The following is a 12077-nucleotide window of genomic DNA, read 5'->3' as shown; positions in this document are numbered from 1 at the left end:
CCCGCCGAGCCCCGCTCTAGGCGAAGCCCGGCTTGAACGGCCCGGTCCGTGGGGCCGGCCCGCACAGCGGCAGGGCGGCCGGGTGGCCGTGCGCGTCCAGGACCGCGACCAGGATCGCGGCGTCGTAGCCGGGCAGGGTCACCCGCACCGTCGAACCGACGGCCGGGCAGCCGCGGCGGGGGGAGTAGCGGATGCGGGCCACCCCGTTGGCGCCGGGGTGCAGCACGAAGGGCTTCGCGAACGGCTGGGCCGGGGTGGAGACGAGCGGGGCGCCCCGGCCGCCGTCGGCCAGGACGGTCAGCGTGGGGGTGCCGCGCAGCACACAGATGTGCCCGGAGGTGTTGCGGGCCACCAGGACCGCGTCGCCTCCGGCCCGGGCGTCGGCGCCGTGGCGCGGAACGCCCCTGCCCGACGGGTCGACGACGCGGAAGGCGAAGGACAGCGCGGTGGGCGAGCAGAAGACCCGGGCGTCCTCGCCCCCGTCGTCGGCCGGGCCGGTGGGCGTGCCCGTACCCGGCTTCCCCTGCGTCGGAGTCGCCGCGGCCGGCCCCGAAGGCACCACGGACCCGGCACCGGGCGAGGGGCCGGCCCCGGGCCGGCCCGCCCCCGTCCCCGAGGCGGAGGCGGACGGAATCGGCCGCTCCCGCGGAGTCGGGGCCCCGGGCGCCGGGGAGCTGTGCGCCACCGACCGCACGGAGGTCGCGGGAGCGGCGGCGGGCACGCGGTCCGTGCAGCCGGTCAGGGCGCCGAGCAGCACGGCGGCGACCAGGCCGACGACGGCCGTACCCCCGGCCGCACTCCCCCTGTCCCCGCGCATCGCGCCCCGCTCCCTCTGAGTGTCCGTGTGCCGCACCAGCCTCACGCCCGCCGCTATCGCCCGGCTAACGCCGCGTGAGCCTACGCGGGCGCCGGCTCGGCCGGTTCGGCGCGGTGGGCCTACGCGGGCGCCGGCTCGACCGGTTCGGCGCGGTGGGCCTATGCGGAGGCCAGCTTGGCCAGTTGGGCGCGGGCCGCCGCGGCCCCCTCCTCGTAGCCGTGGTCGTCGGCCTCGTGGGCCGCGTCCGTGAGCTGGCGGCGGGCGTCCTCGACGCGGCCGAGGCCGGCCAGCGCCTCGCCGTAACTGGTGCGCAGCAGCACCCGGCGCGGGATGGCCTCCGGCGAGGGCCCCAGTTCGAGGCCCGAGGAGGCGTGCTCCAGGGCCCGTTCGTGGTCGCCCGCGTCCAGGAAGTGGCGGGCCAGGTGCTGGTGGGCGAGCATCTCGGTCGAGCGGTCGCGGGCCCGGCCGGCCAAGGTGAGGGCTTGGCCGAGGAGTTCACCGGCCCGGCCGGCCTCGCCGTACTGGGCGAGGACGAGCGCGAGGTTCATCCGGGCGATGGCCTCGCTGGTGACACAGCCCGCCCGGCGGGCCAGATCGGGGGCCTTCTCCAGCTGGGCGAGCGCCTCGTCCCAGCGGCCCTCCTCGTGCAGCACCCAGCCGAGCAGGGCGCGCGTGCGCGACTGTGCGTCCAGCTCCTGCTCCAACTCGGCCGATTCCAGAGCCTGTTCGAGCAGGGGTGCCCAGCCGTCGCGGACCCGCCACAGGATGAGCGGCCACTGCAACAGGACGAGCCGCCAGGCCCGGTCGTGCATTCCGGCGGCGACGGCCGCGGCGACCGCCCCGCGCAGGGTGGCCCGTTCGGCCTCGTACCAGGCGAGCGCGGCCTGGCGGTCCTCGAACTCGCGCACCGCCGCCGGCCGCCGGGATCCGGGCGGCGGCACGAAGCAGGGCTGGCTGCCCGGTTCGGCGGTGGCGGTCGCGACCAGACCGGTGTGCAGATAGTGGTCCAAGAGCCGGGTGAGTCCGTCCGGGTCCGCCTCGGGGGCGAGCGCGCGGGCGTAGAGGCGTACGAGATCGTGCAAGGCGTAGGAGTCGGGGCGGGTGCGCGGGTCGGGGCCGTGCGGGCCCGACTCGACGAGCAGGTGGGCGGCGGCGAGCCGTTCGAGAGCGGTGGCGGCCTGGTCCGGGGTGCAGCCGGCCAGGGCGGCGGCGGTGTAGCGGTCGAGCTCGGAGCCGGTGTGCAGGCCGAGCGCGCGGAACATCCTCCGCGCCTGCTCCGGGAGTTGCTGCACGGTCAGGCGCAGGGCGGCGGCGACGCCGGTGTCCTCGATCCTCAGCAGCCCCAGCCTCTGCTGTTCGTCCGCGAGTTCACCGGCGAGGGCGGCCAGCGTCCACTGCGGGCGGGCGGCGAGCCGGGCGGCGGTGACGCGCAGGGCGAGCGGCAGGCCGTCGCAGAGTGCGGCGAGGCGCGCGGCCGCTTCGGGTTCGGCGGCGACCCGGTCCTCGCCGAGCACCGCGCCGAGCAGGGCGGTGCAGTCGGCGGCGGGCAGTTCGTCCAGGCGGACCGGGCGCGCGGCATCGGAGGCGACGAGGCCGCCGAGCCGGTCCCGGCTGGTGACCAGGGTGACGCAGTGGTCGCCGCCCGGGAGCAGCGGGCGGACCTGCTCGGAGTCGCGGGCGTTGTCGAGCACGACCAGCATCCGGTGCTCGGCGGTCAGCGAGCGGTACAGCGCGCCCATGCCGGCCTCGGTCTCGGGGATGCGCTGGACGGGCACACCCAGAGCGAGCAGGAACTCCCGCAGGACGACGGTCACTTGACGGGCCGGGGTGTCGCTGTAGCCGCAGAGGTCGACGAAGAGGCGGCCGTCGGGGAAGTCGGCCCGGCGCTCGTGCGCCCAGTGCACGGCGAGCGCGGTCTTGCCGACTCCGGCGCCGCCGGTGACCACCGCGACCGCGCCGTACTGCCCGTCGGCGGCCGCGCCGAGCGCGTCGAGCTCGGTCTGCCGGCCGGTGAAGCCCCGGGGTCTGCGCGGTAGCAACTCCGGTACGCAGGTGATCGGTTCGGGCTTCTTCGTGCTCTGCTCCACCGGGGCGACGGGGGTGCCGGTGCGCAGGATCGTGGCGTACGCGTCGGAGAGGGCGGGGCCCGGGTCGACACCGAGTTCGTCGGCGAGCAGGCGGCGGGTGCGGTGGAACCATTCGAGGGCGTCCGACTGGCGGCCCGAGCGGCTCAGGGCCAGCATCAGCGCCGCCGACAGGGGCTCGCGCAGGGGATGGGCGACGGCCTCGGTGCGCAGGACGGCGGCGGCCCGGCCGTGCTCGCCGAGCTCCCCGTACGCCTCGGCGAGCGCCTCGACGGAGGCGAGCCTGAGCTCTTCGAGGGCGTGGGCGGCGGTTTGCAGGGGCGGGCTGGTGACGGTGCCGGTGAGGGCGGGGCCCTGCCACAGGGCGAGCGCCTCGCGCAGCATCAGGACCGCGTCACCGGGACCGCGCTGGGCGCGGGCGAGCGAGACGAGCTCCTCGAAGCGGTGCGCGTCGATGAGGGTGTCGGGGAGCCGCAGGACGTACGCCGGTCCCTGGGTGGCCAGTTCGATGCCGTACGCCTCGGCGCCGTGCTCGGCGAGCAGGGCGCGCAGCCGCGATATGTGGCCCTGGAGGACGGTGCGGGAGTGCAGGGGCGGCTCTTCGTCCCACAGGGCCTCGGTGAGGCGTTCCACCGGGACGGCCGTGTTGGGCTGGAGCAGCAGCATGGCCAGCAGGCTGCGGCGTTTGGCGGGGCCGAGCGGGAGGAACGCGCCGTCCTCCGTCGCCACGGCCACCGTTCCCAGGACGCGGAACTCCACGGTGGCGACACCCCCTTGCTCCCCGTTCCCACCCGGACCTGGTCAGGGCCCGGACAGTCGAGGATACGCGGGGCGCGCGCACGGGGCACACGAGGTGGTCGCGGCGCACGGGCGGCGCGGGGCCGCCATGACGGCGGCCGGCGTCCCGGGTCTCACATCAGGTGGTCGCGGTCCTCCTCGACGACGGTCGCCCCCGGCACCATGCGCCGCCTGCGCAGCACGCTGGTGAAGACGGCGACGCCGATGATGCCGACGGCCATGAGTATCAGGCCGACGACGTGGACGTTCACACCGCTCGTGTGCCAGTCCGTCGCGAACGTGAGGATGGCCCCCACCGCGATGAGGATGATGCAGCCGCCCAGGCCCATGGATCTCGCCTCCGTGAAAAGGTGGTGGACCGTCCGGGTACCCGGGCCCCGGACGGCCAACCCCCGTGTGCGGCAAGCGGGTTCGGGCACAAGGGTGCATTCCGCCCGTACCGGTCGGCTCAGTCGGCGAGGAACGAGGTGAGCGCGTTGGCGAGCAGGAACGGGTCGTCCGCGCCGCACAGTTCGCGCGCGCTGTGCATCGACAGGATGGCCACGCCGATGTCGACGGTCTGGATGCCGTGCCGGGCCGCGGTGATCGGCCCGATCGTGGTGCCGCAGGGCATCGCGTTGTTGGAGACGAAGGTCTGCCACGGCACCCCGGCGCGCTCGCAGGCCGCCGCGAACACGGCACGGCCGGCGCCGTCGGTGGCGTACCGGGCGTTCACGTTGACCTTGAGGATGGGTCCGCCGTTGGCGCGCGGGTGGTGCGTGGGGTCGTGCCGCTCGGCGTAGTTGGGGTGGACGGCGTGGCCGGTGTCGGAGGACAGGCAGACGGTCCCGGCGAAGGCGCGGGCACGGTCCTCGTAGCTGCCGCCGCGGGCGAACACCGAGCGCTCCATGACGTTGCCGAGGAGCGGGCCGTCGGCGCCGGTGTCGGCCTGCGAGCCGTCCTCCTCGTGGTCGAAGGCGGCGAACACCGGGATGAAGGGGAGCTCGTCGGCACCGGACGCGGCGGCGAGGGCGGCGACTCCCGCGTGCACGGACAGCAGGTTGTCCATGCGCGGCCCGGCCACCAGCTCCCGGTCGCGGCCGAGGTAGGCGGGCGCCTCGACGGAGTGCAGCATCAGGTCCCAGCCGGCCACCTCGCCCTCGGCGAGCCCGGCCTCCTGCTCCAGGAAGTCGATGAGGTCGCCCTCCCGCACGTCGTCGCCGAGGCCCCAGATCGGCTGGAGGTGGCGCTGGCGGTCGAGCTTGAGCCCGTCGGTGTTCACCGAGCGGTCCAGGTGGACGGCGAGCTGCGGCACGCGCAGCAGCGGGCGGTCCACGTTGACCAGGCGGTGGCTGCCGTCCTTGAGGGTGAGGCGGCCCGCGATGCCGAGGTCGCGGTCGAGCCAGGTGTTGAGCAGCGTCCCGCCGTAGACCTCGACGGCGACCTGGCGCCAGCCGTACGCCCCCGAGTCCGGCTGCGGCTTCACGCGCAGGTTCGGGGAGTCGGTGTGGGCGCCGACGATCCGGTACGGGGTGTGGGGTTCGGCGCCCTCGGGCACGAACCAGGCCACGATGGCGCCGCCGCGCAGCACGTACTTCCCGCCGTGCGTGCCGTCCCAGGCGTCCGTCTCCTGGACCTGCCGGAACCCGGCCTTCTCCAGGCGAGCGGCTGCGTTGGCCACGGCGTGGTACTGCGACGGGCTCGCCGCGAGGAAGGTCATCAGGTCGTCGGTGTGGCCGCGGTCGAAGCGGGGCGGTGTGCTCATGCCGCCACCCTAGCGGCGGCCCGCCCCCGCCTTCGGGCCCCGAGCGTCTTGCCCCGTTTGGGCCCCGGGGATCTGCCCTTTCGCCTGCGCGACGGGGGCCGAACGATCCGGCGGGGGCCACCCCCGCCCGCCCCACGGAAGGCCGGGTTCCGGGCCGGACCCGGGCATGCCGAAAGGGGCCCGGGGTCCGACCACCCCGAGCCCCTCCCTCGGCGGAGGCCTAGAAGGCCGCCTCGTCCAGGTCCATCAGGGAGTTGTCCACCGTCTCGGCCAGCGCACGCGCCGTACCGACACCCGGCAGCACGTTCGCCGCGAAGAACTTCGCAGCCGCGATCTTGCCGGTGTAGAACGGGACGTCCTTCGCGGAGGCCGAGGACAGCTTCTCGGCGGCGACGGCCGCACCCTTGAGGAGCAGGTAGCCGACGACCACGTCACCCGAGGCCATCAGCAGACGGGTCGTGTTCAGACCCACCTTGTAGATGTTCTTGACGTCCTCGCCCGTCGCCGTGAGGTCGGTGATCATCGTGCCGACGATCGCCTCCAGGTCGACGGCCGCCTTGGCGAGGGAGTCGAGCGCGCCGCCCAGCTCCGCGTTGCCGTTCTGCTCCGCGAGGAACTTCTTGATCTCCTCGGAGAGGGCGTTCAGGGCCGCGCCCTGGTCCCGGACGATCTTCCGGAAGAAGAAGTCCTGGCCCTGGATCGCCGTCGTGCCCTCGTACAGGGTGTCGATCTTGGCGTCACGGATGTACTGCTCGATCGGGTACTCCTGGAGGTACCCGGAGCCGCCGAAGGTCTGGAGCGACTCGGACGACAGCTTCTCGTACGACTTCTCCGAGCCGTAGCCCTTCACGATGGGCAGCAGCAGGTCGTTGAGGCCGACGAGCGCCTTCGCGTCCTCGCCCGCCGCCTCCTTGACCTGGATCGCGTCCTGGATGGAGGCGGTGTAGAGGACGAGCGAGCGCATGCCCTCCGCGTACGCCTTCTGCGTCATCAACGAGCGCCGTACGTCCGGGTGGTGAGTGATCGTCACCTTCGGCGCGGTCTTGTCCATGAACTGCGAGAGGTCGCTGCCCTGGACGCGCTCCTTGGCGTACTCAAGGGCGTTGAGGTAACCCGTCGACAGGGTCGCGATCGCCTTCGTGCCGACCATCATGCGGGCGAACTCGATGATCATGAACATCTGGCGGATGCCGTCGTGCTTGTCACCGATCAGCCAGCCCTTGGCGGGGTGCTGGTCGCCGAACGTCATCTCGCACGTGTTGGACGCCTTCAGGCCCATCTTGTGCTCGACGTTCGTCGCGTACACGCCGTTGCGCTCGCCCAGCTCGCCGGTCTCCCAGTCGAAGTGGAACTTCGGCACGAGGAAGAGGGACAGGCCCTTGGTGCCCGGGCCGTGGCCCTCGGGGCGGGCGAGGACGTAGTGGAGGATGTTCTCCTCCATGTCGTGCTCACCGGACGTGATGAAGCGCTTCACGCCCTCGATGTGCCATGAGCCGTCGTCCTGCTGCACGGCCTTGGTGCGGCCGGCGCCCACGTCCGAGCCGGCGTCCGGCTCGGTGAGGACCATGGTCGAGCCCCAGCGCTTGTCGACCGCGATCTCGGCGATCTTCTTCTGCTGCTCGTTGCCCTCGGCGAAGAGGATGCCGGCGAAGGCCGGGCCCGAGGAGTACATCCAGATCGCGGGGTTCGAACCGAGCAGCAGCTCGGCGTACGCCCAGATCAGGGAGCGCGGCGAGACGGTGCCGCCGATCTCCTCGGGCAGGCCGAGCCGCCAGTACTCGGAGTCCATGAACGCCTTGTAGGAGCTCTTGAAGGACTCCGGGACCGGAGCGGTGTTCGTGGCGGGGTCGAAGACCGGCGGGTTGCGGTCCGCGTCCGCGAAGGAGTCGGCCAGCTCGTTCTCGGCGAGACGGGCGATCTCCTCCAGGATCGACTTGGCGGTGTCGACGTCCATCTCCCCGAACGGGCCGGTGCCGTACAGCTTGTCGCGTCCGAGCACCTCGAAGAGGTTGAACTCGATGTCGCGGAGATTCGACTTGTAGTGCCCCATGGCGACGGCTCCGTAAGCAGGGTGTCGGTTACATCTACCAGCAAGTAGGTCAGTACCTCCGATGATGCTACCCACCGGTAATAACGCGCAACCTCTGGCCGAGAACTGTGACGTGTCAGGCACCTGCCTGTGCCTGCCGGGGCGCCCGCCCCAGCGCCCCGGCGAGCGCCCGCGCGGTGGCGGCGTTGCAGTTCCCGAGGATGACGAGCGGTGGCGTACCGAAGTCCCTCCCCAGGGAGGGGAGCGTGATGCCGTGCTCCGCGAGCGCGGCTCGCAGCTCCATGACGACGGCGTAGGTGTCGTCCCGGCGGGGCGGAAGGGGGGTCTTGCTCATGGGGGGTGCCTCCTGTGAGTGCGGTGTGTGACGAACCCCTCACAGAGTGACGCTGGGTGCCCTACCGTCGGAAGTGGTTCCCATTGCGCTCGGCAACTGGCAAATGGCGGTGGTGAGTTGTGCCCCCTCGCAAGGACACGGACGCGTCGGCGAATGTGCCGTCCTTCTACGGTGCGGAGCTGCGCTACAAGCGCGAAGCGGCGGGCCTGACGCTTGAGCAACTGGCCGAGGGCAGCTTCCGCGGCGTGCCGTTCCTGAGCCAGATCGAGCGCGGCGAGCGCAGGATGCCGGTGGATCTGGCCAGACACGTGGACGAGCGCCTGGGTACGGACGGCTTTTTCCAGCGCCGCTGTGAAGACGCCCGCCGTGCGAAGCAGTCCGGACATGCGGAGTACTTCGCTGACGTGGCGGAGATGGAGCGGGGTGCCGAGACCATTGAGGAGTGGGCGCCCATGCTGGTGCCGGGGCTGTTGCAGACGGCGGCCTACGCCTCGAAGGTCATTCGAACCGGCAGCCCATGGCTACCCCCGGCCACGGTCGAGAAGCAGCTCACGACCCGGATGGAGCGCGCGGAGCTATGGGCGAAGGAAGAACCTCCAGCGGCCTGGGTGATCCTGCACGAAACCCTGGTCCGGCGGCCCTTGTTGCCCCCTGACCAGATGGCCGACCAGCTGGAGCACATCGTGCGGATAGTCGTGCAGGCCCGCGGGGTTTTGCAGGTCCTCCCGGAAACCGCTGCCGGTTATCCGCTCATGATGGGCATGGTCAAGCTCATGACCTTCCCGGCCGCGCCGCCGCTCGCTTACACCGAGGGTATTCACAGCGGCCAAATCATTGATTTTGCCCCCCTCGTGAGGGACTACCGCAGGTCTTACGATCTGCTGAGGGCCGCCGCCTTGCCGCCGGAGGTGTCCCTGTCCCTTCTCCAAGTTGCGGCAGAGGACTACCGAAATGGCAAGCAATCGCTATGACTTGAGCGCCGCCTACTGGCGTAAGAGCACGTACAGCAACTCAAGCGGCGGCGACTGCGTCGAGGTTGCCGACAACCTCCCCGGGGTCGTCCCCGTACGGGACTCCAAGGTGCCGAGCGGCCCCGCGCTGATCATCCCGGCCGGGGCCTGGGTGCCGTTCGTTCAGGCGGTCAAGGGCGCGGCGCTTCGCGCCTGAGATCGCGCTGTCCGCCGGGACCCCGCGTCGGTAGTCTTGGGGCCATGTACGGCTACGACCAGAACCCGGGCGCACAGCAGCAGTACGCCCCGCCGCAGCAGCAGATGCAGGGCGGTTACGGGGAGCAGCCGCTGTACCCGGAGCCGTCGCCGCCCTCGCTCGCCGACGCGGTGCGGGCCTTCACCACGGGCTCGCTCTCGGCCGAGGACTTCCAGCAGATCTTCGCGGGGGCCCGGGTGTACTGCCCGCGCGGTGACAACCCGGGGTTCCTGGCGCTGCACAACACGCAGCAGCCGGTGATCCCGATGTTCACCTCGCTGAAGGAACTGCGCCGGTACGCGGGCAAGGAGTCCAAGTACTTCATCATCACCGGCGCCGAGGTGATCGACCTCCTGCCCACCGGGTACGGCTTCGTGCTCGACATGGAGGGCGACCACCGGATGGTCTTCGACGCGAAGGCCGTGGAGCAGATGGTCGACTTCGCGATGCGGCGGATGTACGGATAGCCGTACCGCCTGACCCTTGGTTCTTCGGGCCCGTACCCCTTGGGGTGCGGGCCCGAAGCGTGTCCGGGGCGGCCCGGAAGCGCGTCCGGGGGCGCGGCCGGAAGGGGTCGGGAATGGGCACGCCTTGCAAGCTGTTCACCATTCAACTACTTTGAACGTAGAGCATCCCCGCAAGGAGGGCCGTCCCATGCCTGCTGTGACCGTCGAAAACCCGTTGACCCTGCCGCGCGTAGCCGCGCCGGAGGGGGCCGCGGCCCGTCCCGTCCTTGCCGTGACCACTGCTCCGCAGGGGTTCGAGGGGGAGGGATTCCCGGTGCGCCGCGCGTTCGCCGGGATCAACTACAAGTACCTCGACCCGTTCATCATGATGGACCAGATGGGCGAGGTGGAGTACGCGCCGGGCGAGCCCAAGGGCACCCCGTGGCACCCGCACCGCGGCTTCGAGACCGTCACGTACATCATCGACGGGATCTTCGACCACCAGGACTCCAACGGGGGTGGCGGCACGATCACCAACGGTGACACCCAGTGGATGACGGCCGGAGCCGGTCTGCTCCACATCGAGGCGCCGCCGGAGCAGCTCGTCATGTCGGGCGGGCTCTTCCACGGGCTCCAGCTGTGGGTGAACCTGCCGGCCCGGGACAAGATGATGGCCCCGCGCTACCAGGACATCCGCAGCGGTTCCGTCCAGCTGCTGACGTCCCCGGACGGTGGCGCGCTGATGCGGGTCATCGCGGGTTCGCTGGACGGGCACGACGGCCCCGGGATCACGCACACGCCGATCACGATGGTGCACGCCACGCTGCGGCCGGGCGCGTCCGTGACCCTGCCGTGGCGGGAGGACTTCAACGGCCTCGCGTACGTGCTGGCCGGGCGCGGCTCGGTCGGCGCGGAGCGGCGGCCCGTGCACATGGGGCAGACCGCGGTGTTCGGCGAGGGCGGTTCGCTGACCGTCCGCGCGGACGAGAAGCAGGACTCCAACGCGCCCGACCTGGAGGTCGTGCTGCTCGGTGGGCAGCCCATCCGGGAGCCGATGGCGCACTACGGGCCGTTCGTCATGAACACGCGGGCGGAGCTTGAGCAGGCCTTCGAGGACTTCCAGAAGGGCCGCCTCGGCTCGATCCCGGCCGTCCACGGGATGTAACCCCGGGCCCCCTGGGGCTCCGCCCAGCCCCGGGGGGTTTGCCCTCCCGCCCGCCCGTGCGGCGGGTTGGGTGAGCTGAGCCCTGGGGCTGCGCCCCAGACCCCGGGCGGGGGCTCTGCCCCCTGCACCCCCGTTCGCGCCTGAACGGCGCTCGTCCTCAATCGCCGGACGGGCTGTAGGTGCCCCAGTACCGGTACTGCCAGGGGCGCGGGGAACTGCGCGAGCAGCCACGCGCGGCGCGAGGGCGAAAGCGGGTTGGGGGTAGCGGTAGCTGACGGGGCGTCACCCGGGCGGACCCGTTCCTGAGGCGCGGCCCCGCGGGCCATGGTCGGCTGGCGGGATGGAGACGTCCCGGCCGTATCCGCTGCCCGAAGCCGCCCGTCGCACCGCCGCCTGGTGCGTGGTCGTGCTGCTCGTCAGCGGCGTCGTCGCCGTCGCCGTATGGCTCTGCATCATCTTCAAGACCGCCGTCACGCCCGTCCTGCTCGCCCTGCTCGGCACCGCGCTGCTCGGACCCGTACACCGGTGGCTGATCCGGATGAAGCTGAAGCGGTCCATCGCCGCCGCGCTGACCTGCGTCGCGCTCGTCGCGGTGGTCGGCGGTGCCGGATACGTCGTCGTCACCGCGCTGCTCGACACCGGGGACCAGATCGTCGCCTCGCTCAAGCAGGCGGGGCAGTGGGTCGCCGACCACTTCGGGGTGGCCGGCGGGGACGGCGTCACCAACCTCGCCGACAACGCCAAGCAGTTGCTGGCCAAGTTCGGCGCGGGCGCCGCGAGCGGGGTGCTCGAAGGGCTGAGCCTGATCGGCTCGCTGCTCGCCACCAGCGTGCTCGCGCTCCTGCTCACCTTCTTCTTCCTCAAGGACTCCGACCGGGCCGTGGGCCTCGCCCACACCCTGGCCCCGCGCGGCGCGGGGGACGTCGTCGAGGCCATGGCCCGCCGGGCCTTTGAGGCGGTCGAGGGGTTCATGCGGGGCACCACGTTCATCGCGTTCATCGACGCCGTCTGCATCACCGTCGGCCTGCTGATCCTGCGCGTCCCCGGCGCCCTCGGCCTCGGCGCGCTGGTCTTCATCGGGGCGTACATCCCCTACCTCGGCGCCTTCGTGTCCGGCGCCGTCGCCGTGCTCGTCGCGCTGGCCGACCGGGGCTTCGGCACCGCGCTGTGGACCCTGGGGATCGTGCTCGCCGTGCAGCAGCTCGAAGGGCACATCCTCCAGCCCGTGATCCAGAGCCGTACGGTCCAGATGCACCCCGCGATGATCATGATCGCGCTGACGGCGGGCGCGAGCGTGGCGGGCCTGGTCGGGATGCTCCTGGCGGTACCGGTCGCGGCGGCCGGGTTCGCCGTGGTGGGGGAACTGCGCGACCGCTACTCCGCCGACCCCGAGGACGCCGGCCCCGTAGTGGAGTAGCCGGCCCCGTAGCGGA

Annotated in this window: 11 protein-coding genes; 5 read left to right on the top strand and 6 right to left on the bottom strand. The window is 72.1% G+C overall.

The window, feature by feature from the left end; genetic code table 11:
* Positions 1-16 precede the first annotated feature (16 nt).
* From ACFYNP_RS02205 to ACFYNP_RS02180, 6 genes are all read right to left on the bottom strand, one after another.
* A complete protein-coding gene (locus ACFYNP_RS02205) occupies positions 17-817 on the bottom strand; it encodes a DUF4232 domain-containing protein (protein WP_388781780.1) in 801 nt (266 codons plus the stop codon).
* A 158-nt stretch (positions 818-975) separates the two neighbouring features.
* Positions 976-3660, bottom strand: coding sequence for a BTAD domain-containing putative transcriptional regulator (locus tag ACFYNP_RS02200; RefSeq protein ID WP_388781777.1), 2685 nt, complete (start codon positions 3658-3660; stop codon positions 976-978).
* Between the two features lie 152 nt (positions 3661-3812).
* Positions 3813-4028, bottom strand: a complete 216-nt coding sequence (locus ACFYNP_RS02195) for a DUF6458 family protein (RefSeq protein WP_189764787.1) — start codon at positions 4026-4028, stop codon at positions 3813-3815.
* 119 nt (positions 4029-4147) lie between these two features.
* On the bottom strand, positions 4148-5443 hold the full coding sequence (locus ACFYNP_RS02190; RefSeq protein WP_388413675.1) for a M18 family aminopeptidase: 1296 nt from the start codon (positions 5441-5443) through the stop codon (positions 4148-4150).
* Between the two features lie 220 nt (positions 5444-5663).
* Entirely contained in the window at positions 5664-7493 is a 1830-nt protein-coding gene (locus ACFYNP_RS02185; protein WP_388781774.1) for an acyl-CoA dehydrogenase, read from the bottom strand.
* A gap of 115 nt (positions 7494-7608) precedes the next feature.
* Positions 7609-7827: a hypothetical protein gene (locus ACFYNP_RS02180; protein WP_388781772.1), complete on the bottom strand. Its 219-nt coding sequence runs from the start codon at positions 7825-7827 to the stop codon at positions 7609-7611.
* 119 nt (positions 7828-7946) lie between these two features.
* Here ACFYNP_RS02180 and ACFYNP_RS02175 point away from each other — a divergent pair, with 119 nt between their 5' ends.
* The 5 genes from ACFYNP_RS02175 (at position 7947) to ACFYNP_RS02155 (ending at position 12061) form a co-directional block, all read left to right on the top strand.
* Positions 7947-8798: a helix-turn-helix domain-containing protein gene (locus ACFYNP_RS02175; RefSeq protein WP_388781769.1), complete on the top strand. Its 852-nt coding sequence runs from the start codon at positions 7947-7949 to the stop codon at positions 8796-8798.
* Positions 8779-8994 carry a DUF397 domain-containing protein gene (locus ACFYNP_RS02170; RefSeq protein WP_388781766.1) on the top strand — a complete coding sequence of 72 codons (216 nt, stop codon included), beginning with the start codon at positions 8779-8781 and terminating at the stop codon, positions 8992-8994. The genes ACFYNP_RS02175 and ACFYNP_RS02170 overlap by 20 nt, the downstream gene beginning before the upstream one ends.
* A gap of 44 nt (positions 8995-9038) precedes the next feature.
* A complete protein-coding gene (locus tag ACFYNP_RS02165; protein WP_388413664.1) occupies positions 9039-9500 on the top strand; it encodes an SseB family protein in 462 nt (153 codons plus the stop codon).
* A gap of 187 nt (positions 9501-9687) precedes the next feature.
* On the top strand, positions 9688-10644 hold the full coding sequence (locus tag ACFYNP_RS02160) for a pirin family protein (protein WP_388413662.1): 957 nt from the start codon (positions 9688-9690) through the stop codon (positions 10642-10644).
* Positions 10645-10984: 340 nt separating this feature from the next.
* Positions 10985-12061, top strand: a complete 1077-nt coding sequence (locus tag ACFYNP_RS02155) for an AI-2E family transporter (RefSeq protein ID WP_388781763.1) — start codon at positions 10985-10987, stop codon at positions 12059-12061.
* Positions 12062-12077 lie beyond the last annotated feature (16 nt).

The sequence above is a fragment of the Streptomyces sp. NPDC006691 genome (genome assembly GCF_042869955.1).
In the GTDB taxonomy this organism is placed as follows: domain Bacteria; phylum Actinomycetota; class Actinomycetes; order Streptomycetales; family Streptomycetaceae; genus Streptomyces.
Note: the sequence above shows the minus strand (reverse complement) of the source record. Positions and strands in the feature narration are given on the sequence as shown.